Source organism: Bacillus sp. ISL-75, assembly GCF_018613095.1.
In genome coordinates this window covers 34,477-56,398 of sequence record NZ_JAGGQX010000012.1, presented here as the reverse complement: position 1 = coordinate 56,398, position 21,922 = coordinate 34,477, and the positions used below count along the sequence as shown (strand labels likewise).

20 protein-coding genes and 1 pseudogene are annotated in these 21,922 nt (G+C 39.0%); 13 read left to right on the top strand and 8 right to left on the bottom strand.

All coding sequences use genetic code 11. The annotated features are described in order from the left end of the window. The first annotated feature begins 2 nt into the window (after positions 1-2). Together J7E63_RS05545 and J7E63_RS05540 are read left to right on the top strand one after the other, a co-directional pair. Positions 3-1,439, top strand: a complete 1,437-nt coding sequence (locus tag J7E63_RS05545) for a four-carbon acid sugar kinase family protein (RefSeq protein ID WP_374193699.1) — start codon at positions 3-5, stop codon at positions 1,437-1,439. Between the two features lie 66 nt (positions 1,440-1,505). Beyond that, positions 1,506-2,825, top strand: coding sequence for a gluconate:H+ symporter (locus J7E63_RS05540; protein WP_215010586.1), 1,320 nt, complete (start codon positions 1,506-1,508; stop codon positions 2,823-2,825). An 872-nt stretch (positions 2,826-3,697) separates the two neighbouring features. On the opposite strand, the gene J7E63_RS05535 is transcribed toward J7E63_RS05540, so the two are convergent. From J7E63_RS05535 to J7E63_RS05525, 3 genes are all read right to left on the bottom strand, one after another. Next, on the bottom strand, positions 3,698-3,898 hold the full coding sequence (locus J7E63_RS05535; RefSeq protein ID WP_215007809.1) for a hypothetical protein: 201 nt from the start codon (positions 3,896-3,898) through the stop codon (positions 3,698-3,700). Positions 3,899-4,069: 171 nt separating this feature from the next. Next, on the bottom strand, positions 4,070-4,255 hold the full coding sequence (locus J7E63_RS05530; RefSeq protein ID WP_215010585.1) for a hypothetical protein: 186 nt from the start codon (positions 4,253-4,255) through the stop codon (positions 4,070-4,072). Positions 4,256-4,401: 146 nt separating this feature from the next. Further along, positions 4,402-5,856 (bottom strand): NADP-dependent glyceraldehyde-3-phosphate dehydrogenase, encoded by a 1,455-nt coding sequence (locus tag J7E63_RS05525; RefSeq protein WP_215010584.1) that lies wholly within the window; start codon positions 5,854-5,856, stop codon positions 4,402-4,404. Positions 5,857-6,358: 502 nt separating this feature from the next. Here J7E63_RS05525 and J7E63_RS05520 point away from each other — a divergent pair. Both J7E63_RS05520 and J7E63_RS05515 read left to right on the top strand, forming a co-directional pair. Further along, the gene (locus J7E63_RS05520; RefSeq protein WP_168241056.1) at positions 6,359-6,622 is read left to right on the top strand and encodes a hypothetical protein; all 264 of its coding nucleotides are present in this window, start codon (positions 6,359-6,361) and stop codon (positions 6,620-6,622) included. A 321-nt stretch (positions 6,623-6,943) separates the two neighbouring features. Next, on the top strand, positions 6,944-7,117 hold the full coding sequence (locus tag J7E63_RS05515; RefSeq protein ID WP_168241057.1) for a hypothetical protein: 174 nt from the start codon (positions 6,944-6,946) through the stop codon (positions 7,115-7,117). A gap of 97 nt (positions 7,118-7,214) precedes the next feature. Here the strand turns inward: J7E63_RS05515 and galU are convergent, their stop codons facing one another. Beyond that, positions 7,215-8,087, bottom strand: a complete 873-nt coding sequence (gene galU, locus J7E63_RS05510; protein WP_215010583.1) for a UTP--glucose-1-phosphate uridylyltransferase GalU — start codon at positions 8,085-8,087, stop codon at positions 7,215-7,217. Between the two features lie 481 nt (positions 8,088-8,568). Here galU and J7E63_RS30315 point away from each other — a divergent pair, with 481 nt between their 5' ends. The 4 genes from J7E63_RS30315 (at position 8,569) to J7E63_RS05490 (ending at position 10,763) form a co-directional block, all read left to right on the top strand. Continuing rightward, the gene (locus J7E63_RS30315; protein ID WP_308161918.1) at positions 8,569-9,138 is read left to right on the top strand and encodes a DUF6241 domain-containing protein; all 570 of its coding nucleotides are present in this window, start codon (positions 8,569-8,571) and stop codon (positions 9,136-9,138) included. An 893-nt stretch (positions 9,139-10,031) separates the two neighbouring features. Then, positions 10,032-10,250 (top strand): DUF1659 domain-containing protein, encoded by a 219-nt coding sequence (locus J7E63_RS05500; protein WP_215010581.1) that lies wholly within the window; start codon positions 10,032-10,034, stop codon positions 10,248-10,250. An 81-nt stretch (positions 10,251-10,331) separates the two neighbouring features. Next, positions 10,332-10,550 (top strand): DUF2922 domain-containing protein, encoded by a 219-nt coding sequence (locus tag J7E63_RS05495; RefSeq protein ID WP_098932548.1) that lies wholly within the window; start codon positions 10,332-10,334, stop codon positions 10,548-10,550. A 69-nt stretch (positions 10,551-10,619) separates the two neighbouring features. Further along, a complete protein-coding gene (locus J7E63_RS05490; RefSeq protein WP_066248207.1) occupies positions 10,620-10,763 on the top strand; it encodes a YvrJ family protein in 144 nt (47 codons plus the stop codon). 370 nt (positions 10,764-11,133) lie between these two features. Here the strand turns inward: J7E63_RS05490 and J7E63_RS05485 are convergent, their stop codons facing one another. Then, complete coding sequence (locus tag J7E63_RS05485) at positions 11,134-11,991, bottom strand: dimethylarginine dimethylaminohydrolase family protein (protein ID WP_215010580.1); 858 nt, start codon at positions 11,989-11,991, stop codon at positions 11,134-11,136. 305 nt (positions 11,992-12,296) lie between these two features. On the opposite strand from J7E63_RS05485, the gene J7E63_RS05480 reads away from it, so the two are divergent. The 5 genes from J7E63_RS05480 (at position 12,297) to J7E63_RS05460 (ending at position 18,410) form a co-directional block, all read left to right on the top strand. Beyond that, positions 12,297-13,886, top strand: coding sequence for a spore germination protein (locus tag J7E63_RS05480; RefSeq protein ID WP_215010579.1), 1,590 nt, complete (start codon positions 12,297-12,299; stop codon positions 13,884-13,886). Further along, complete coding sequence (locus J7E63_RS05475) at positions 13,887-15,005, top strand: GerAB/ArcD/ProY family transporter (RefSeq protein ID WP_215010578.1); 1,119 nt, start codon at positions 13,887-13,889, stop codon at positions 15,003-15,005. It begins immediately after the preceding gene. Further along, positions 14,989-16,203 (top strand): Ger(x)C family spore germination protein, encoded by a 1,215-nt coding sequence (locus J7E63_RS05470; protein WP_215010577.1) that lies wholly within the window; start codon positions 14,989-14,991, stop codon positions 16,201-16,203. The genes J7E63_RS05475 and J7E63_RS05470 overlap by 17 nt, the downstream gene beginning before the upstream one ends. Continuing rightward, positions 16,200-16,424, top strand: a complete 225-nt coding sequence (locus tag J7E63_RS05465) for a hypothetical protein (RefSeq protein ID WP_215010576.1) — start codon at positions 16,200-16,202, stop codon at positions 16,422-16,424. The genes J7E63_RS05470 and J7E63_RS05465 overlap by 4 nt, the downstream gene beginning before the upstream one ends. An 834-nt stretch (positions 16,425-17,258) precedes the next feature. Beyond that, positions 17,259-18,410 carry an asparaginase gene (locus tag J7E63_RS05460; protein WP_215010575.1) on the top strand — a complete coding sequence of 384 codons (1,152 nt, stop codon included), beginning with the start codon at positions 17,259-17,261 and terminating at the stop codon, positions 18,408-18,410. Positions 18,411-18,658: 248 nt separating this feature from the next. On the opposite strand, the pseudogene J7E63_RS05455 reads toward J7E63_RS05460, so the two are convergent. The 3 genes and pseudogenes from J7E63_RS05455 to J7E63_RS05445 form a co-directional block, all read right to left on the bottom strand. Next, positions 18,659-19,890, bottom strand: a pseudogene (locus tag J7E63_RS05455) (MFS transporter). Positions 19,891-20,114: 224 nt separating this feature from the next. Then, a complete protein-coding gene (dgoD, locus tag J7E63_RS05450) occupies positions 20,115-21,263 on the bottom strand; it encodes a galactonate dehydratase (RefSeq protein ID WP_088090027.1) in 1,149 nt (382 codons plus the stop codon). Between the two features lie 28 nt (positions 21,264-21,291). Continuing rightward, positions 21,292-21,921, bottom strand: a complete 630-nt coding sequence (locus J7E63_RS05445) for a bifunctional 4-hydroxy-2-oxoglutarate aldolase/2-dehydro-3-deoxy-phosphogluconate aldolase (RefSeq protein ID WP_215010574.1) — start codon at positions 21,919-21,921, stop codon at positions 21,292-21,294. Position 21,922 lies beyond the last annotated feature (1 nt).

The window sequence follows — 21,922 nt, the reverse complement described above, 5'->3', positions numbered from 1 at the left end:
TGATGACTGAAACGAACAGAATATCCGCAGCGTACCTAGAAACCGTCCCTGAGGTGGACCGTCAGGCAGTCCATCAATTAGTCACCGAAGCACTAAAAAGCTTAAACAAAAAAATCATCGTCCTCGATGATGATCCAACAGGTGTCCAAACCGTCCATGATATCTCCGTTTTCACGGATTGGTCTGAGGAAAGTATTGAGCAGGGCTTTAACGAAGAGCAGTCCATGTTTTTCATTTTGACAAATTCCCGAGGCTTTACAGCGGAAGAAACCGAAAAGGCTCATCGCGAGATCGCCGCTAACATTTTAACCGTAGCTTCGAAATTAAATCGAGAATTCCTCATTATTAGCCGTGGAGATTCCACACTTAGAGGACACTATCCACTAGAAACCACCGTTTTAAAAGATAAACTCGAATCAGGTTCTGATTTGAAAATAGATGGTGAAGTCATCCTGCCATTTTTCAAAGAAGGCGGTCGATTGACCATTAACAATATCCACTATGTTCAAAATGGTCAAGAGCTTGTGCCTGCAGGCGAAACAGAATTTGCAAAAGACCGGACATTTGGCTATTCCAGTTCTCATTTAGGAGAATGGATAGAAGAAAAGTCGAATGGTTTATTTCTCGCTAAAAATACATTATATATCTCACTCGAACAATTACGGGCCATGGAGATTGGCGCCATCACGGAACAGCTTCTTCAGGTAAACGATTTTAATAAAGTAGTAGTGAATGCAATCGACGAAGTCGATGTTAAAGTATTCACGGCTGCCTTAGTACAAGCAATCAACGCCGGAAAGAACTTCCTTTTTAGAAGTGCAGCCGCTCTTCCAAAAGTCATTGGCGGAGTCAGCGATAAAACTCTGTTAACGAGAGAAGAGTTAATAATAGAAGAAACAGGGAATGGCGGATTAGTTATTATCGGTTCCCATGTGAAAAAGACGACGGAACAGCTAGAAAAATTAAAAGAATTAACCACCATTGAATTTATCGAGTTTAATAGTCATTTAGTTTTACAACCAGAGCAATTCAAAGCGGAATGCGACCGCGTGATAGAAACCACCGAAGCACTGATCCGATCCGGTAAAACCGTTGCCGTTTATACAAGTAGACAACGGCTTGATCTTGGCGAGAATAAAAAAGAAGAAGAGTTAAAAATGTCCGTGACGATTTCGGACGCGGTAACAAGCATTGTAACGAGATTACAGGTGAAACCGAATTTCCTTGTCGCAAAAGGCGGAATCACCTCCAGCGATGTAGGGACAAAAGGGCTAAGGGTAAGAAGAGCAACCGTTGCTGGACAAATTAGACCGGGAATTCCTGTCTGGAGAACTGGGGATGAAAGTAAGTATCCAGGCATGTCCTATGTTATTTTTCCAGGCAATGTTGGAACACAAAGTGATTTAAAAGCAGTGGTAGAGATTTTAAGCACGAAGTAAATTGAACTGATCGATTGGAATGCCGTTCTGGCATTCCACACTTTCAAAGGGGAAAGAGGGAGAAACATGCCAATCGTTTATATTTGTATAGGGGTTGCCCTATTGCTATTATTAATGGTCGTCTTCAAGGTAAACGCCTTCATATCATTGGTTATTGTTGGATTACTTGTAGGAGTTATGGAAGGAATGACCCCAATCGAAGCGATAACATCCGTCACATCCGGTTTGGGCGGAACCCTTGGCAATCTCGTACTGGTTATTGGTTTTGGGGGTATGCTTGGTAAACTAATGGCCGATTCTGGTGGTGCACAACGAATCTCCACCACATTGGTTAACGCTTTTGGAAAAAAACGAGTACAGCTTGCAGCCGTTCTAACAGCCTTCATTGTTGGGATTGCGCTATTCTTTGAAACGGGCGTGGTTGTGTTAATTCCGTTAGTCTTCACAATCGCTGCTACAGCAGGTGTACCGATTCTTTATATTGGGATGCCGGTTATTGCCGCTTTGATCACCATGCATGGCTTTGTTCCTCCACACCCTGGACCAACAGCCGTTGCCGATGTTTACAATGCCAATATAGGTAAAACCTTATTATATGGAATTCTTATCGGTATTCCAGCAATCATTATCAGTGGACCATTATATACAAAGACGTTTAAAAAAGAAGAGTTGGAAGTTAAAATTCCAAAAGGACTTTTTAATCCTAAGCAGTTTACAGAAGAAGAAATGCCTGGTTTTGGGATTAGTGTATTTACGGCCCTTATCCCCGTCATTCTGATTGCCTTCCAAGCCATCGTTGAAATCACGATGCCTGAATCATCACTGATTCAAACAGCTAAATTTTTAGGAAATCCTGGTATTGCCCTATTAATCGCTGTCATAGTCGCCATCTTTACCTTTGGTTTAAATCGAGGTAAAAAAATGCCAGAAATCATGAACTCGATCACAGAATCAATCAGCAGCATCGCCATGATTCTTTTAATCATTGGAGCTGGCGGTGCATTCAAACAAGTACTCATCGAAAGTCATGTGGATAAATACGTTGCCCATCTGATGGAAGGTTCCACCATGTCGCCGTTAATCCTCGCATGGTTAATCGCTGCGATCCTACGGGTAGTCCTAGGTTCAGCAACCGTTGCCGGATTAACAGCAGCCGGTATTGCCGCACCACTCGTTGCCTCTGCACACGTTAGCCCAGAACTAATGGTGCTAGCAACCGGTGCAGGAAGTATGACCTTCTCTCACGTAAACGATGCCGGTTTCTGGATTTATAAAGAATACTTCAACCTAAGCATCGGTAAAACCATCCGCACCTGGTCAGTAATGGTAACGATTGCATCCCTTGTCGGACTTGCTGGTGTGCTAATTATCAATATGTTCCTATAGGGAGAAGCAAAATTAAAAGACCACCCCCGCGCCGTAGCAGGCAAAGGGGTGGTCTTTTTATATTCAGGATTCTTATTATTTGGTCCCTACTACATATTTTTAGGCTATTATTACATATTTTTTGATTTTTACAACATATTTTCCAAAACTTACGACATTTACTGGATAATAATTGGGAATTCTATCAAACTTCAGATTAATACAATACAATATGGGTTCTTACTTCGCAGATTCGGAGATTCATTCGCTGATATGATGCTAGTTTCGCTGATAAAAGTGGCATTTTCGCTGATAAAAGTCGTTTTTCCGCTGATAAAATGGTCCAGTTCGCTGATATCCTTCAATAATTCGCTGATAAGCTGCTCATTGTGCTAATTCCCCCCTACAGGCTCCCGCCTCCGCCTAAAAGTTAGCTTTATTTGTGCAAATTTGGCTTTTATTTGCGGATCTACTGCTTTTATTTGCGGATTCACAGCTTTTATTTGCGGATCGTCTACGAAATCTCGAAAACTCTATTAAAATACCCTGAGAGACGCTATCCTCTAGGGCCTTTTTCAATTTATTTGTAACTCAGAAATCGAATTGGTGAGTGCAAATAGTTTGGTGTACATACACTCACCGCTTCATACGTTGGATAGGTTTCATGTCCCGGTCTGAAATAAAATACTTAAGACCAAGAAAAATGGACTGCTGAAACAGTCCATTTTTCTTCAATTCTTGCGCCCGATTGTTGAAAAAGAAAATAGGCTACACTCTTTATGTAAAACCTAAATTTTTAATAATAGATGATTATAAATTTATATAACTTGTAATAATGATAAAGTATTCCTTAATGATAGAATCCTTTGATCTCGTTAAACAAAGTTTATTTTTTACGAATTCTTTCTATGTAGAAAAAACTTTAATCCAGTTTGATTGACGACTTCAGGCCAGCTTAACTTTAACCTGCGACAAATGGTTGTACTAAAAACTTGTCCTTTCTTCTTCAACAAATCATAATCCCTTTGGTTGGTTGAACCAATCCGTAGCAATTCTGTTTTCAACTCTTCAAGTATTTCTTGTTTTGTTTTCAATCTACTCACCTCTTTTTGATTTACAAAAAATCGAGCCAGAAAGATTGATAATGCATGTTCCCGCTTTAAAATGTTTTTTAGGAGCGGATTAAATTTGTTATACAAAATATTGAGATGTCTTACCATTTTCATCTATATAATCAATTACTGACTTATTCCTTTTAAGTAACGCTACTTGACTGGCAGGTACCGGACCGATTCCCAAGATAAACACTCTTTAGTGTTTTTTAGTTCCCTTAACCTTTCTTTGATAAACTCAATTTGTTCCTCGGTAATAATAAAATCCTTAAGACGATCCTCAAAATGAGCAATTCGTCTTTCTAATTCCTCTATAGTAAGGCTATTAGTATTCTTCATAAATCTTCCAACCCCTTTTATTTGGTGGGACCCCTGGACTTGCTGGGGCCAATGCAACGCAAATTGCTTTTAAAGCTTCCAAGGGAAATTAACAAAGAAGGGCCAACAAGGACCCCTCTATTAGGAATTAAAGTTACAATTTTATATTACTCAGCAAGATTTAATACAGTTACTTTTTCACGCGTCATCGATTCAAGGCTCTTGTGGATACCTTGCGCACCCATTCCAGATCCTTTTACACCAATAAATGGGAAATGATCCGGGCCGCGTTCGGTACGTCCGTTTATTTGAACTGAGCCTGTTTCAATTTTATTCGCAATCGCAAATGCTTTATTAATATCTTTGGTAAAGACACTTGCCTGTAAACCAAATTCAGATTCATTCGCAATATTGATCGCTTCTTCATCAGAGGATACACGGATTATTGGCAGCACAGGTCCGAACGGTTCCTCCCAAGCTACGGCCATGTCTTCTGTCACATGATCAAGAAGAGTAGGGTAAATTAAATTGCGTTCACGCTTATTTCCTGTTACAAGAGTTGCACCTTTTTCAATGGCATCCTCAATTAATCCTTGAACAAAGTCAGCGGATTGATCATCAATTAACGGGACAACTGTGTTGCCTTCTTCCGGAGAACCTACAGCTAATTTTTCGATTTCTTCTTTTAAAATGGATACTAGCTCGTCTGCTACACTTTCATGCACTAATACACGTTTAATAGCTGTGCAACGTTGACCGGAATAAGAAAACGCACCGCTGATAATATGTTTCGCCGCCTCGTGTAAATCAGCGTCTTCACGCACAATACCAGGGTCTTTCCCGCCAAGCTCAAGTACAAGTGGAATCATTCCTGCTTTTTTCGCTAAACTAATACCAGTATTTGTCCCGCCTGTAAAGGAGATCATATTAATACCTTTATGCTCAACTAAGTAATCACCAATGACAGAACCACGACCTGTCACGATATTGACAAGACCTTTTGGAAAGTTTGCTTTGTGAAGAGCCTCAATCATTTTAATACCACTAATAGCTCCTTGTGTAGCTGGTTTAAAGATAACTGCATTACCTGAAATGAGTGCCGGTGCTAATTTAGCAGCAGCTAAATTTACGGGATAGTTAAACGGAGGGATTGCTAGTATTACTCCTAGTGGAACACGTTCAACAATAGCAATCTTAGATTTAGATCCGCCTGGGAAGCTATCTCCCTTCATACTTTCACCATGCATATGCATTGCTTCTTCGACCGTATAACGAATGAAATCCGCAGTACGTACGACTTCATTCTTTGCATCTTTCAAACTTTTTCCTACTTCTTTCATAATGATTTCAGCAATTTCATCTTGCATGTTCACTAATTCATCTGCCCATTTATACAAAAACTTTGCTCGTTTTTGAAGGGAAGTTTCTGCCCAAATTTTTTGTGCCTCATGAGCAAAATTAATTGCCTTATCTATCTCTTCTATCGTAACCGCCTGTACTTTTCCAATAACTTCATAAAGATAAGGTGAAGTGATTTTAATTGTTTCACCAGACTTACTTTCTCTCCATTCCCCATTTATATAAAAAGGATAAGCTGTTAAGGATAATACGTTTGTTGGCATAATAAATCCTCCTTGAAGTTTTTAATATATTTTGAATAAATTGCAACATAATGGATTGGGACTTAATCCGTCCCGTATAGACATAAAATGTCCCGATTAGTGTAAAAAAAATTCTTCTTGTTACTTTTTTATTCTTGCAAGATCAGCCATTCCTTTGTTGGGACCACTTTAGATTATATTTTTTTATATTTCAATTTTTCCATTTCAATAAAAGATTGGAATTCCATAAAAAATATTATGGATCATATTAAGAAAAATAAATATAGTTTCTACAAAAGATATCAAAACATTACAAAAATAGACAAAATTCAATGATTAAAAATCCTAACTATTCATAGATCCTTAATTCATAAATATTCTTTCCCCATAAGAATATTTTATATTTTTACCGTGCGTTTTCAAATTCCCTTATAAAAGGGAATATCTTTTGCTGTAACGTTCGAATTTTCTGGTATAATTTCATTTTAAGAATACAATTTGAACATAGTAAGGAGAGTTTAATTTGGAAGGTTTTATTGGATTGGTTTTAAATATAATCCTCACGATTTATTTAGTGATTGATTCTCGTAAGCATGGTAAAAGCCCCATCCTTTGGGGAATTCTCGGATTCATTTTTGGGTTGATCGCTTTAGGAATCTACCTAATAAAAACAAATCGAAAGGTCATCGGTTGGATTATCACAATTATTAGCATAATAGGTTATTTAGCCTTACTCTTAGTCCTACTATTAGGTGCGGCCCTTATACTCGGGGGAGGATTTTCTTAAAATAAAAATGAAGGCTCCACAGGGACGGTTCAGGACCAGTGATAAGTCCTCTTTATGTGTAAAAGATACGGATCATCTACCATATGTAGATGATCCGTATCTTTTTTCTTTCTATTTACGAGTAAAACACACGTTTTTTTATTGAAGTAATTACTTTTTCAGCAGCCCCGGTCTAAGTTTCCTCATCTATGAGAAAAAAATTTAACAGAGGTAACTTTTGTATAAGCTATGAAAAATTTGTCCATCCTGATCATATAAAAGATAGGTTAGGAGAGTGGAGAACTTGATAATGATTTTTCCGATAAATAGGGGTGATTTTCAATGAGCACAGAAGAATTGAATAAAATTATTACAGTTAAGAAGATGGATTTAGAGGAATGTGAACAAGAACTTAACAGTCGTTACTACCCTTCAATAGTGAGAGTAGCAATGATGAATTACATTTTAACCCTACAGGACCAATTGGAAAAGTTTAATCATGCAATGAAGAAATAATTACTACTTAAAATAGAAGTCCCGTTAGGGTCTAGTGCCTGCCACTTATAAATCTATCAATCTTCGACAAAATACGAGGAGTGACAGGCACGGAATTTTATTCCACCTTAATTTTTTCTTCCATAAAAGCTAGAATTTCTTTACGTAATGTAGGTTCCTGCAGAGCAAATTCTATCGTTGTCTTCACAAATCCACTCTTTTCTCCTACATCAAACCTCTTACCCTCAAAATCATAAGCAAATACCCGTTGGATCTGATTCAACTTCTGAATCGCATCCGTCAGCTGAATTTCTCCACCAGCACCAGTTTCTTGCTGTTCCAAAAACATAAATATCTCTGGAGTTAGTATATAGCGTCCCAAAATGGCTAGATTAGAAGGGGCAGTTCCTGCCTTAGGCTTTTCAACCAAATTATTTACTTGATACCTTCTACCCACCTGAACTGAAGGTTCAACAATCCCATACCGATGTGTCTCATCATCTGGAACAGATTGTACTCCAATAACTGACGAATGCGTTTCTTCATATACATTAATAAGCTGTTTCAAGCATGGAGTCTCACTTTGAACAATATCATCACCAAGAAGAACCGCAAACGGCTCATCCCCTATAAAGTTACGAGCACACCAAACGGCATGTCCTAGCCCCTTTGGTTCCTTCTGACGAATATAATGAATATCCGCAAGATTAGTAGCATAACGTACTTTTTCAAGTATATCGAACTTTCCCTTTTCCAATAGATTTTGCTCTAATTCATGTGCAATATCAAAATGGTCTTCAATCGCCCGTTTCCCTTTACCGGTAACAATAATAATATCTTCAATCCCTGACGCCACTGCTTCTTCGACAATATATTGAATTGTTGGTTTATCAATAATCGGCAACATTTCCTTAGGCATTGCCTTTGTTGCAGGCAGGAATCTTGTTCCAAGTCCAGCAGCCGGAATAATCGCCTTCCGTACTCGTTTCATACTTACTCCACCTTTTTATTATTTTTTTGTAAAAAACAGGGGGTTTACAGTTCCAAACTCTATTCATTCAACCATATAATCATTCTTCTACTCAGTTAGTTTAAGCAAATCTTCACTATATTTATTTTAACATAGATAGCCAATAACAAGCTCCATGGACGTTTCTCATGGTATATCATTTGGTTAGTCCCATTCCATTGAAAAAGAAAGCATATCTCTTAAAGCTCCGAAATATATGTGAGAAAGATTAATTGTAAATACTATTTAGAAATTAAATTTTTTACAATCCATTCTTACATACATGTTCAAAACCGCTTGTATATCCAGAAAGCGCAAAAAACATTCGGTATACGTTTAAATCCAAATTTGAAAAAATGTCGACATCTGTCTTGTTTGAAGTGATTATGTAAGTTAAATAAGCTAGATGAATTCTGAATTCTTTGTTAAATTAGAGCTATCTAGTAAAACAGGGGGAGATGAAGTGAAAATAGTATTAATCGTAACTGGTATTATTTTAGCTGTTTTAATAGGCGTAAAATACGGAGGATATAAACCGGTCGACAATGAAGCCGAATCTGGAAAAAAACAAGAGAAAGTAGAAGCGAAAGCTGTTCAAGATACGGTCAATAATGAGAAAAATGAAGTAGACAAGCAACAGACAGCCAAAATTGGCGGAGTTCAATATGATATTGGGATTGATGACAGTAGTTCACAAGATGCTGTGATCGAAGTGATGCACAAGATGACACATCAAAAAGTGAAAGCGAAAGAAAAATGGGGAGCCATTCCTATGATTCCCGATACAATTAATCAAGTTTATGACATTGTGGAGAACAGTGAGTTCGAACAAAAGGATGATTTGCTAGCCATTTTAGATAAATGGAAAAAAGGCATTTTTTCTGAAGTAGATGATGACCACAACTTTTTCTGGACGTACCAAGGCGGGACGATCGGTAAAGCTTATGGAATTATGAGCAAATCAGAAGAAGAAACATTCATCCTGAATAACTTCGAAGAAGATATTGTACGTGAAGTAAGCTCCCAGCACTAATGGGAGCTGCAATATTCAGTTACAACTTCATCTGTTATTTCTACTTCTCTAAAAACCTATCAATCTTCGAAAAATCCGGGGAGTAACAAGCACGGAAATTTAGTTTCTTACTATTAAGCTATTGCTTCTAAATTCGCTCATAAAATGGTTAAATCCGCTCATTAAAGCCCAAAATTCGCCCATAAAACTCGAAGATTCGCTCATAAAACTTAAAAATTCGCCCATTGAAGGGTCAAGTCGTTTAATAACTCATAAATGCTCAACTATTGAAGTGTAACTTTACACAAAATATCATATTAACGAGCTCCTCCATGAGTAATCCTCTCAAACTTCAGATCCTTATTACGTAATTATTGCTTCTTATTACATATTTTTAGGCACTTACTACATATTTTCCAAAACTCACGACATTTACTGGATAATAATAGGATTCCCCTCAAACTTCAGATTAATATAACACAATAATGGGTTCTTACTATGCAGCTTCGGAGATTCATTGGCTGATAAAATCCTAGTTTCGCTGATAAAAGTGGGATTTCCGCTGATAAAAGTCGGTTTTCCGCTGATAAAATGGTCCAGTTCGCTGATATCCTTCAATAATTCGCTGATAAGCTGCTCATTGTGCTAATTTTCCCCCTCCAGGCTCCCTCCTCCGCCTAAAAGTTAGCTTTATTTGTGCAAATTTGGCTTTTATTTGCAGATCCACTGCTTTTATTTGCGGATTCACAGCTTTTATTTGCGGATCGTCTACGAAATCTCGAAAACTCTATTAAAATGCCCTGAGAGACGCTATCCTCCAGGGCTTTTTTCAATTTATTTAAAATTCTCTTCTCCCTACCCTGTCCTTTTTGCCGACTTTTTTCTATATAGAATGTGAAAGGTGGTGAGAGACAATGGCACTAGCGTTATTAGAAGTAACAAAGCTTCGTATCGTATTTGAAGCGGGCATGGATGACGAGGGAAATCCCATCCTCAAAGCGAAAACGTTTAGCAATGTCACAAAGGCTGCTACCGCAGACCAACTATCGCAAGCGGCACTAGCAGTTGCAGTTCTATGCAATGACACGCTAAACAAAGTGGAGCGGAATGATATCATCGGAATTGTAGGTTAATAGTCTAGTGAAACGGAATGACAGCTCTGCGATTCTAGGTTAATAGTCTAGTAAAAAACGAAGGGAGAGGAGGTGAAAGAAATGGCAAAAACATTGGAATTGCAATTTACCACGGAGTTTGGAAAGACGGCAAGCCTTTCCGTTGATAACCCAAAAGAGCCAATCGATGAAGAAGTCGTAAAATTATCGATGGCGCAGATTATTGCATCTGAAGTTTTCACAACTAGCAGTGGCAAGTTTGTTGCTGCAAAAGGAGCAAGAGTGATCGACCGCAATGTGACAGATTACGTGATTGCCTAATAAGGGAGAGAGGCCGGATTCATTATGAACCCAGCCTCTTTTTATAACAAGTGGAAGGAGGAGAGAAAAGTGGAGCAGTTGATTCCAATCATCAGCCAGGTGGGATTCCCCATCGTTGTGACGCTTTATTTGCTTTACCGAATTGAAGCAAAGCTTGATTTGGTCGTCCAATCGATACAGACACTTCCTGAGCGGATGAGAGAGCGAACATAAAAAAGAGAAACCACCTAGCCTCTACTATCAGGCAGATCCAAGGTGGTTTCCTGTCTTTATTCTTTCACTTTCCACAATCTAAAAGCCTATCAATCTTCGACAAAATCCGGGGCGTGACAGGCACTAAATTTAAGGCCGCCACGTCTCTACTGTTTTTCATTTATAATATTTTTATTGATAAACAAATATTAATTTTAGACAAAAATAAAAAACATTCCTCATTACAAAGAAATGCTCTATAAATTCACACTATTCACGTACTCCCAGGTTAAAACGTAAAAAGCTAAATTATGTATCTTATGACTATATAAACAACCTCACCCTTTACGGGCTTGAGGGTTGTTTATATGGTCATTTTTATATGATTATTTTACGCTTCTCGTAAGATAGGAAGGGTACAACAACGGAAGGAGCCACCAGATTTAATGATTTCTGTGATATCCACTTCAATAACTTGAAAGCCTCGGTTACGAAGCTGCTTGTTTACCTTCTTGTTGACCGGCAGACTTAAAACCCGTTTGTTCCCGATACTCAATACATTTGTACCTAATTGAAATTGTTCTTCTTCCGAAACTTCAATTAATTCATAGCGTGAAGCAAAAAGCTCGATGTCTTTTTTCGTTAAGGCATTTGGGTAAATAAGGGCCACATCAGGAGAAACGACATTAAATATACAATCCAGATGCAGGTATTTTGCTTTAAAATGGATGGGAATGACATTGAATTGATTCAAAAGACGCTGTAATTGTTCAGCAGCTTTTTGGTCCGTTCGATTGCTGAGCCCCACATAAATTGTTTCCCGATCAATCACAACATCTCCGCCCTCAATTCGTTCCTCGGCTAAATTATAATAAGAGATTTCTTCATCCTCCAGCCATTGTTTTAAAACGTTTTCCTCCCCTGCGCGAACATCCGTTGCCATATTAGCAACAAAGATTGTTTGCCCTAGAGTAAAACCAATATCCCGGGTAAAGACCTGTTCAGGATACTTTTTATGATAGGGCAATAAAATAACTTCGATGCCATTCTGCTTTAGCGTTTTGACAAATTTACTGTGCTGCTCAAGCGCGCGTTCAATATGGATACCTTCATTCTTAAAATGCTCTTGCGTTTCATTAATTACCTCGCGGATCGTCATATATTGAGGCTGACAAAGGATTACTCGTTTTAATACATCGTATTCACTCATGCAAAAAGTCTTGTTGTTTGTCTTTGGGATTTCTGCCATTTTGCTGCCCTCCAGCGTTCTCTTTTTAATTAGGTTTTCCTAATCTATCGTTAATATTTACAAACAGAGACAAAAGGAAATCTCTAACCGCCGCTTTAGTTGATGTTGCGGTGAACCGTACCAGAAGTAGGTGCGGCTTTTATTTTTTTTTAAATAACCCTAAATTCAAGCTGAGATATAAAAGGTCTCTTTTATATCCTTCTTACTTAGAAAAGGCGAAGGATAAAATTACCAAAATGTGCATATTTTTGTTTTTTTAAAACATAATAAAAAAACAATGTTGGTACATTAGGAGATTGTTGTAGATGCGTAGTAAGTGGAGAAAGCCTAAAAAAATTCAATCATTATTTCAAAATCAAACATCTACTGTCTCTAAAGAAAATAAAGCTCCATCATCAAAACCAGAAGATGTTCTAGTAGATGATTTGAATGAAAATATTACTAATCTAAATTCCATTTATGAGAATTGTCCCGATGTTATTTTTCACTCCTTCTTAATAGAAGGAAAAGAGAAAGCAGTGTTAATTTACATTGAAGGCTTAACGGATGTAGAAGGGATTAACGATACAATCCTTTCCCCACTTTTGAAGGAATCTGGAGAGCAAAATTCTGAAAATACTTCCTCTAATCTGAAACAAAAGATTTCTAACTCTAATATTAGTACAGTAGAAACATATACAGATGTGATTGATCAAATGTCATCAGGAAACCCTGTCATTCTTATAGACCAAAAAGGTGAGGGATTTTCTGTCGGTTTAGCAAAATGGGAAAAAAGGGCAATTGAGGAACCATCTGCTGAATCAGTAATACGGGGACCGCGCGAAGGATTCATCGAATCCATCGGGGTTAATATTGCTCTCCTTCGACGTAAAATCAAAAGTCCAACGTTAAAAATAAAAAAAACCACAATAGGCAGATTAACCAAAACAAGTGTAGCAGTAGCTTATATTGATGGAGTAGCAGATCAGAATCTCATCACGGAGGTTGAAAATCGCCTAAATCGAATTGATGTCGATGGGATATTGGAAAGCGAGTATATTGAGGAATTTATTGAGGATAATCCGTATTCTCCTTTTCCCCAAGTATTAAATTCGGAACGGGTGGATGTTATTTCATCCTATTTATTGGAAGGACATGTTGCGATTATAACAGATGGCACTCCTTTTGTACTGGTTGCTCCAACCACGTTCTATTCTCTGATGCAAGCTTCAGAAGATTATTATCAACGTCCAATTATAAGTACATTTATCCGCTGGCTTCGTTTTTTATTTATCGTCATTTCGCTTTTGCTCCCTTCTTTATATGTAGCCGTTTTATCGTATCATCATGAAATGGTTCCAACTGCACTTTTAATCAGTATGGCAGCGTCACGTGAACCCATCCCATTTCCCGCCTTAATCGAAGCAATTTCGATGGAGATTATGTTTGAGATTTTAAGAGAAGCTGGAATTCGATTGCCCAAACAGATGGGGGCAGCTGTAAGTATTGTCGGAGCACTAGTGATTGGACAGGCAGCAGTTGAAGCAGGAATTGTTTCTGCCCCTATGGTAATGGTTGTTGCTGTAACAGGAATCGCTTCGTTTGGCATCCCTAGATATAATGCTGGAATGGCTCTTAGATTGCTGCGCTTTCCCATGCTTATCCTAGCAGGAACGTTAGGATTATTGGGAATTATGCTGGGGGTCATTATGATTGTTACCCACTTATGCACATTACGTTCTTTTGGGGTACCGTATTTGTCTCCCATTGCACCGATGAAGGGAAGCGAAATGAAAGATGTATTTTTTAGACTTCCAAGGTGGGCTTATTCTTCCCGCCCTCATTTGACTGGGGATTATAACAAGTACCGTCAAGCTCCTGGTCAAAAACCAGGTCCAAATCATGGGGGTGAATAAATGATTGAAAAAGGGAAAATTTCATCTTTTCAACTGGCCATCATGATGCATCCTACCATCTTGGCTACCGCTCTACTGATCCTTCCTTCGATTACAGCAGCCAAAGCAGAGCGTGATATGTGGATATCCCCTGTTTGGGGTTCCTTCTTTGGTTTTTTGGCTGTATGGATTGCTTATGAATTACATAAACACTATCCAAGAGAAACAATTATTGAATATAGTAAACGTATTATTGGAAATATCCCTGGAAAGATCATTGGTTTTTTATATCTATTTTTATACTTACATATAAATGGCATTGTGATAAGAGAATATGGAGAGTTTATCTCGGGTAACTTTTTGTTTCAGACCCCTCAGATGGTCATTTTAGGAAGTATGACACTCGTTTGCGCTTTTGCTGTCCGCGGCGGATTAGAAACGATCGCTAGAGCGGCGCAGCATTTTGTCCCTATTGTGATATTACTCTGGTTGACGCTTGTCCTTTTCCTTATCAAGGATTTGGATCTAACCAATATGCTCCCTATACTGGAAAAAGGTCTCAAGCCTTCCTTTTTAGGAGCAGCCTCCCCAGCCTCCTGGTTTAGCGAATATATTCTTATCGCCTTTTTTCTACCTTATTTATCGGATCAGAAAAAAGGATTATTATGGGGAAACCTTTCCGTACTCAGCGTAGTATTTATTATGGTTCTAACCAATTTGACAGCCCTTTGTATATTTGGAGAAATAACTGCCGATTTAACTTATCCGATAATGAATGCAGGAAAATACGTTAGTATAGCGAAATTTTTTCAACACTTGGAATCGCTTGTAATGGCACTATGGGTATTAGGAACTTTTATAAAAATTTCTGTATTTTATTATGCTTTGGCACTAGGCACCGCTCAATGGCTAAAGCTATCCAATTACAAACCCATTGTATTCCCACTTGGCTTCCTTTTAATTTTATTCGCTCGGTGGTCTGCCCCTAATCTGACAGAATTAAAGAGTTTTCTTGGAACTTCTAGTGTCTTTTACTTGCTATCGCTGCAAATAATCCTTCCTGCCCTTTTGTTATTCATTACTCTAGTACGTAAAAGAGTGGAACAAAGGAAGGGATTAAAAGATGAACTCAAGGGTTAATCAAACGATTTGTAATACCTTCGTGATGGTATTGATGTGGCATACACTTTTTTTCCTTACCGGATGTTGGGATCGCCGTGAAGTTAATGATGTGGCGATTGTCCTAAGCACAGGAATTGATTACTATAATGAAAATGAAATTGAGCTTTCCGTAGAAATAGTTATACCAGAGACTATGAGTGCGGCAATAAAGGAAGGTGGAGGAGCTCCAGGTTCACGAACATCGTTTGTTGAATCTGCAACTGGTGAGACAATGGCTGCAGCTCGATCGAAGCTGCAGCAAAAAATTGCTCGCACCTTGTTTTTGGGGCATGGTTCTGCAACCGTAATTGGAGAAGAACTAGCGGAAAAAGGAATTCGAGAGCATATGGACTTCTTTTCACGATTACCAGAAGCTCGATTAAGAAACAGTGTTTTCGTTTGTGAAGGAAAGGCTAAGGATATTATTTCAAGCCTGCCCCATTTAGAAAATAGTTCCTCAGAGACGCTTACTGAATTAGCACAGTTTCAAATAGGAATGGATATTACGATGAGTGAACTGATGCAAATGTTTGCAAGTGAAACAGGAGGAGCGGCATTGCCTATGGTTACAAGTATTTCCTCCAAAAAGGATGAAGGAAAAATGAAGGATAAAACGCAATTGATGCTAAGCGGTACCGCCGTGTTTAAAGGAGATAAAATGGTTGGGACCTTAGATGAATCAGTCACAAGGGGATTATTATGGGTAAGAGATGAAATTAAATCTGCGACCATCACGGTTGATGTAGAAGAGGGGGAAGGCAAGGTCACAGGTGAAATGATTCGTTCCTATACGAAGCTGATTCCGCGAATTGAAAATGAAACATGGAAAATAACGATTAATTGCAAAGTAGAGGATGATGTGATTCAAAATGCCAGCACCTTGGACTTAAGAGATCCTAACAGTATGAGGATGCTTGAAAGGAAATTTGAAGAAAAGATAGAAGAAAGAATACAGGAAGCGGTTGAAGAAGTGCAACAAGAAATGAATGTGGACATCTTTAACTTTCATAGAAGTTTTCAGCGTAAATACACGAAAGAGTGGCAATCAGCTAAAGTAAATTGGGATGAAATTTTTCCAACTGTTGAAATAGAGTATGATATTAATGTTAAAATTCTACGACCAGGCCTTTCTACTGATCCACCTGCAGTACCGAAAAGTGAGGTGGAAGATATATGAAATGGGCGATTGTTTTTGCGTTTTCAATCGTTTTAGCTCTCATGTTTTTATACGAGTGGCCAAAAATAAAGTCAAAGGAAAAAAAAGAGAAAATTGTTTTTGTATGCCTGCTGGCAATGGGTTGGGTTCTTAGTTTCATTCTTCTCTTTTACCCGGATACTCCCGGACCCACCAATTTGGTAGATAGCATCTACAAGCCATTGGGGAAATTACTTGAATAGGATTTTACTCATGCTAGTTTTTCAAAAATAATCAAGTTGTAGAACGCTTCACAACAAAAGGAGAAGAGAAATTGTCTGATGATGATTTCTCTTCTCCTTTTTTAGTTCGCTTTGTTATTTAAAATGTTGGCTTTGTTAAACTTGGCTGTTGATTCCGCTCCAGGCGCTTCGCTTTCCGCTCCAATCAACTTGGCTATAAAATCACCAATGACAGCTACAAGTACTGATTTATAAGAACCTTCCCTGCCATACAAGAATGAAAATTGTCGAGAACTGGAAGTGTATTTCGCAGGAAATAACCCACCTTTCCACAAAATCAGATAGGTTTCTATTAAACTTACATAATTCTTTTATTTTCCCGTCCATTCCCTACTACACAAAGTTCGGGGCGTGACAGGCACTGGAATCTTTGTAGAGCCAAATCAATTGCCTCACGCTTCCGTGTTCGAATTCGATCCCTTGCTCTTCTTCCGCCATCCTCAAGTTGTACCGTAAGTACCACCTTACTGTGAAAAGAGTAATTTCTAGTTCGTAATGCTTCCACTGAGACTAAAAGTATTCAAGATTTAGAGATTACTTGCAATTGTCTTCAAGTTTTTGCACCAGAACCCAAAGAACTAACTGGTATTAAAACAATCATTTTTTTAAATTTTCATTTTTTTGTGAGTTTTTGTAGTTTTTAGTAGTTCTTATTATAAATTAAAATTATCCTTTTTTAGAACAAACACGAAAGCGCTTACTAAGATTTATCCCGAATTAACGGGCAGTAAGATCCCACTGATGGAAGTTTCACTTTTATTTTTGCCAATCACAAGTTATATGGAGGAATTTCTAATGAAGAAACTAACTACAAAGAAAAAAGTTGCTCTCACCTCACTAGCATTAATGTCAACCGGGATTATCACCATCTCTTCAAGTTACACTGGTGCATCGCATCCTGTTGAAGCTAAACAGATTACAACATCTAATACAACTAATCCTGTTGAGAAAAAATTACCTAACATTAAAATTCTGGCAACGGGTGGCACCATCGCAGGAACTGGTTCTACTTCTACCCAAACAACCGGCTATCAGGCTGGCGTCCTAACCCCAAATCAACTAATAGAAGCAGTTCCTACGATAAAAGATATTGCTAACATTTCCACTGAGCAGGTATCACGCATTGATTCTGGTACGTCTAACACTAATGCCATAATGGTCAAACTGGCGAAGGAAGTCCAAAAGGAATTGGATGATCCAAAGTGTGACGGTGTTGTCATCACCCACGGTACCGATACAATGGAGGAAACGGCTTACTTTCTCAACCTGACTATTCATTCTGACAAACCGATCGTCGTGGTTGGTTCAATGCGCCCCTCTACGTCAATCTCTGCTGACGGTCCGTTGAACCTGTACAACGCTGTAGCACTTGCTGGTTCCAAGGAAGCTCGCGGCAAGGGCGTCCTGATCACCATGAATGACAAGATTGGAAGCGCTCGCGACACATTTAAAACTAATACCACCGACGTTGATGCCTTCAATAATCCGGAGCTCGGCTCCCTCGGCTATATACAAGGCGGTAATCCCTATTTCTATAACCTGCCAATTAAAAAGCACACCACTGAGTCCGAGTTTGACATTCGCAAGATCACTGAAGACAATCTGCATCGTGTTGATATTGTTTATTCACATGCCAATGATGACCGTGTAATAGTTGACGCTACGGTTGCTGCCGGTGCGAAGGGAATTATCCACGCTGGTACAGGTAACGGTTCTATCCATGAAAAAACGCTTCCGGGTCTGCAGGATGCTGTGAAGAATGGTGTTGTCGTTGTTCGAGACACCCGTGTACCAGTAGGCATGGTTACTCACGAACAAATTGACGCAGACAACCACTTCGTCAATTCTGGCAACATTAACCCTCAAAAAGCTCGTATCCTGTTGATGTTGGCACTCACCAAAACCGACGACTCTAACAAGATCCAAGAGTATTTCAACGAATACTAAGGCTTGATTCAGCATAGCTAAGTTACTGTCTACCTGTAGGGGATAAAGTGCCCTTGCCCCTTATTGCATTATCAAAAAGTGACGGAAAATGCAATGATTCCCATATTATTCTCAAAGGAACCAAATTGGATGAGGGAGCGAACATAAAAAAGAGAAACCACCTTGGATCTGCTTTCAAGTAGATCCAAGGTGGTTTTTTTGTCTTTAGCAATTTCCGAAAAAACTCGGGTGGTGACAGGTATGCTAATTTAAGAGGCGACTTTTCCCAATTGATCTATTGGTTCTTTTACACGTTCAACTTTGCCAACTAGGAAGATGTAAGACAATGCTCCCGTTAGGGTTACACACGCAATGAAGGTTAGTGCAGGGGCAAAGTTACCGCCTTTTACCAAGAATCCAATAACGATGGGAATAATGATAGAGGCCGTACCACCGATGAAGTTAAATACCCCGCCAGCAATTCCAATTAATCGTTTTGGAGCTAGAAGCGAAACGAAAACCCAAGTGATGGATGCGAAACCGTTACCAAAAAAGGCAATAGACATAAACATCACGATTAATCCAGGACTATCAACATAATTCGCACCGATAATTGAGGTTGACAATAATAAACCAGTGATAATTGGTGCTTTTCTTGCTTTATCTTTCGAAACACCCTTTTTCACAAGGAAATCAGAAAGAAAACCGGCTGATAAAACACCCACGAAGGCAGCGAGAAACGGCAATGACGATAAAAATCCTGTTTTAATAAAACTTAATCCTCTATATTCCACTAGATAGGTAGGGAACCATGTCAAAAAGAACCAAAGTGTGGAGTTCACTGCAAATTGTCCAATAAAAATGCCCCACAATTTTCTACTACTCAAAATTAGACGGAAATCCTTTGCTCCAATTCTAACCTTTTCTCCCTTTTCTGACGCTTCAATAAATCCGTCTCCTTCGCGGATATAATCAAGTTCCGCTTGATTGACCTTTTTACTTTTATTTGGATCGCGATAGAAAATATACCAAAGGACCGACCAAGCAAGACCAACGATACCGGCAATGAGAACAATCCCCGCCAGCCAAAGGATTGCTGTAGGAAGATAAGGGTTGGTGTTAAAAAGGCTAGTCCAATAAATTGACCTGAAGTGTAAATGGAAATCGCTCTAGCTCGTTCATTTTCTGGAAACCAACTAGCTGCTACCTTACTGTTAGTTGGAAAAGCAGGGGCTTCAAACACACCCAAACCTACACGTAATAAAAACAACCCAGAGAAACCGCTTGCAAACCCTTGCAATAAAGTCATAATAGAAAATCCTGCAATACCAATGGCGTGCGTATTTCGGTTTCCTAACTTATCTAAGACCCAGCCGCCAGGAATTTGCAGAGCACAATAGGTCCAGCCAAAAGCAGAGAAAATTAAGCCCATTGTAACCGAGTCTATTCCTAATTCCTTTGTTATAAAAGGAGCTGCGATGGAGATGTTGCTTCGGTCCATATAGTTGACAATTACGGTAAAGAACAACATAAACACAACAGCATAACGAACCTTCGTCGCTTTATTATTCATTTTTCTCATCCCCTTGTAGGTAATTTTTTTCATTCTTTTAACGTTCAATCAATACATCTTTCGCCATGCGCTCAGAGGACTTACCTTTGCCGCATTACCCCGGTGTTCAAAGGTAAGTCCAAGCACATTTTCACCCTTTTAAAAAAGGAGGATTACCACTCAGCCACACTACCATCACGATGGCGCCAAACTGGATTTTGCCATTGGTGACCTTCTTTTGCCATTTTACGAACAAACTCTTCATTCACTTCAATACCAAGACCTGGTCCTTGTGGAATTTTCACATAACCGTTTTCATAATCAAAGACAGTTGGATCCTTTAGATAGTCTAATAAATCACTGCCCTGGTTATAGTGAATTCCCAAGCTTTGTTCTTGGATAAACGCATTATGTGCAGTGGCATCCACTTGTAAACACGCAGCTAAAGCGATGGGTCCTAATGGACAATGCGGAGCAGCGGCCACATCATATGCCTCAGCCATGCTAATAATCTTTTTACATTCGGTAATACCGCCTGCATGTGATAAGTCAGGTTGGATAATATCCACGTATCCGCCTTGTAATAACGGTTTAAAATCCCATCTTGAGAACATACGCTCACCCGTTGCAATCGGAATCGATGTTAACGAAGCAATTTCCTTTAGTGCCTCATTATTCTCTGGCAAGACAGGTTCTTCAATAAACATAGGATTAAATTCTTCAAGGGCTCTAGCCAATACTTTTGCCATTGGTTTATGTACACGTCCATGAAAATCAATACCAATTCCAATATTTCTTCCAACAGCCTCACGAACAGCGGCAACGTTTTCTAGTACTCTATCAATCTTGTCATAGGAATCAATATATTGTAATTCTTCGGTTCCATTCATTTTAACCGCTTGAAACCCTCGTTCTACACATTCCTTCGCAGCACGGGCTGTATCACTTGGGCGATCTCCGCCAATCCATGAATACACCTTGATCGAATCGCGGCATGCTCCTCCTAGTAACTGGTAAACTGGTGCATTGAAATATTTACCTTTGATATCCCAAAGAGCTTGGTCAATACCAGCAATCGCACTCATCAAAATAGCGCCGCCTCGGTAAAAGGCACCTCGGTACATAACATTCCAATGATCTTCAATTCTTAAAGGATCTTTACCTACTAAATAAGTCATCATTTCATCAACTGCAGCTTTTACGGTTGCCGCTTTACCTTCGATGACCGGCTCTCCCCAACCAACAATACCTTCATCTGTCTCAATTTTTAAGAATAACCAGCGTGGTTGGACTGTGAATAATTCATAACCTGTTATTTTCATAATGAACACTCTCCATTTATTAGTAGTATTAGTTTTTGGCTGCTAATGTAAATTGCTTTGCTTTTTCCGTTAAACGCACTAAATACTCGCCTGTTATTTCCTCTTTTGTATTCACAAGAGAACTACCAATTCCGAGTCCTGCAGCACCAGCAGCAAGATAGTCCTGGATATTATTTAAGCCCACACCGCCTGTTGGCAATAAAGGAATTTGCGGCAGTGGTCCCCCCATATCCTTGATAAACTTCGGACCTAAAGTCGTTGCCGGAAAAACTTTAATAATATCGCCGCCTTGTTCATAGCCCTCCAAAATTTCAGTCGGAGTGTAAGCAGCAGGAATACTCACCGCACCATATCTTTTGGTCATCCGAATCGTTTCAGCCTTTAACGTCGGAGATAGAATAAATTGAGCACCTGCAAGAAGGGCGCTTCGGGCAGATTCTGGATCCAAAACCGTTCCTGCACCTACGGCCATTTCTTTGCCAAATGTATCAGCGACCATCTCAATTGCAGATAGCGCTTTCGGGGAATTCATCGTGATTTCAACGACTCTTATCCCCCCTTCATATAAGGATCGAACAATGTTTAATGTATCCTCAGGTTTTGCTCCGCGTATAATAGCGATTAATTTATGATCTAAGATTTTTTGCAGTGTACTCATT